Source organism: Moorena sp. SIO3H5, assembly GCF_010692395.1.
Taxonomy (GTDB): domain Bacteria; phylum Cyanobacteriota; class Cyanobacteriia; order Cyanobacteriales; family Coleofasciculaceae; genus Moorena.
In genome coordinates, this window is sequence record NZ_JAAHHS010000779.1 from 1 (window position 1) to 1250 (window position 1250).

General features: G+C 48.2%; 1 protein-coding gene and 1 tRNA gene. One reads left to right on the forward strand and one right to left on the reverse strand.

The annotated features are described in order from the left end of the window. Positions 1–220 precede the first annotated feature (220 nt). Positions 221–301, reverse strand: a tRNA-Tyr gene (locus F6K52_RS36465). Positions 302–499: 198 nt separating this feature from the next. On the opposite strand from F6K52_RS36465, the gene F6K52_RS36470 reads away from it, so the two are divergent. Then, positions 500–1228, forward strand: coding sequence for a tyrosine-type recombinase/integrase (locus tag F6K52_RS36470; protein ID WP_293090139.1), 729 nt, complete (start codon positions 500–502; stop codon positions 1226–1228). Positions 1229–1250 lie beyond the last annotated feature (22 nt).

Genomic DNA, 1250 nt, shown 5'->3' on the forward strand with positions numbered 1-1250 from the left:
TATCCTCCTCTGGGACGGGGGAGGTCAACGCCAGTGGAGAAGAAGTAAGACCAAGACGTGGACGCCCGTCCAAGTTAAGGCATTCTTCCGTGTTCGCGTAGCGTGGCCAAAGGCCAAGCTGGAAGCCACGACCTGGCCTTAGGCCACGCTTCGCGAACAACAACGTAGGTCGTGGTAGTTCACGCGGGTCATGTCTGCCAATTGCATCACAGGGGCAAGATGGGTCGAGTTGGATTTGAACCAACAATGCAAACGCGGCTGTTTTACAGACAGTTACCTTCTCCAATAGGTGAGCCGACCCATAGATTTTGCATTCTCTGAAATTTTCAAGGTGCTTCAGAGCAAGCAGGTTTGCGACCTGTATTACTCTGTTATATATATACTACATAATATACTACAAAGTGTCAAGGGTGTAATACAAAATAGTCATTCTCTTAGATCATTGAGTGGTTCAATATGTGACATAATTACTATTTAGAAGGCCACTTCTCATAAGAAAATGAGTGTAACCCTCACTAACACATCACTCTCTCTCACCACAGCTTTACCCTTGACTGGGCATCCGGCACGGGTTTATTTGAGTAGTTTGAGTCCTGGGTCGCAGCGAACAATGAGGCAAGCTTTGGATGCGATCGCATCCCTACTTACTAACAACGAATGTGATGCAGACACCCTTGACTGGGCAGCCCTCACCTATCAGCACACCGCCGCTGTCCAAGCCGCATTACTAGAAATTAATGCCCCTGCCACGGTCAAGAAGAAGATGGCAGCCCTCAGGGGAGTATTAACTGTGGCAAAGAAGTTGAAACTGATGAATCCAGAAGATTTCGAGGCAGCGGTGGATTTACCCAAGATTAAGAATCATCCCTTACCCAGAGGTCGAGCATTAACTCAAACAGAAATTACAGCACTCATTAAGGTGTGTACTTCCGATACAACTAATCAAGGGGCTAGGGATAAAGCTCTAATTGGCATCCTACGGGGTACAGGACTGCGACGGGCAGAGGTGGTGAAGCTGGAAGTGCGAGATTTTGATGGTTCCACTGGTGCTTTGGAGGTGCGCCAGGGTAAAGGAGGTAAGGATAGGACGGTTTATTTACCTGAAAACGCGATCGCTTTTGTTGATAATTGGTTAAACACAAGAGGTCACCAACCAGGGGCGCTGTTGTGCCCAATACTCAAAGGGGGGCAGATACAGAACAGAAAGATGACCCCCCCGGCCGTGTAGTAAATTTTGCAGAAGCGGGCTA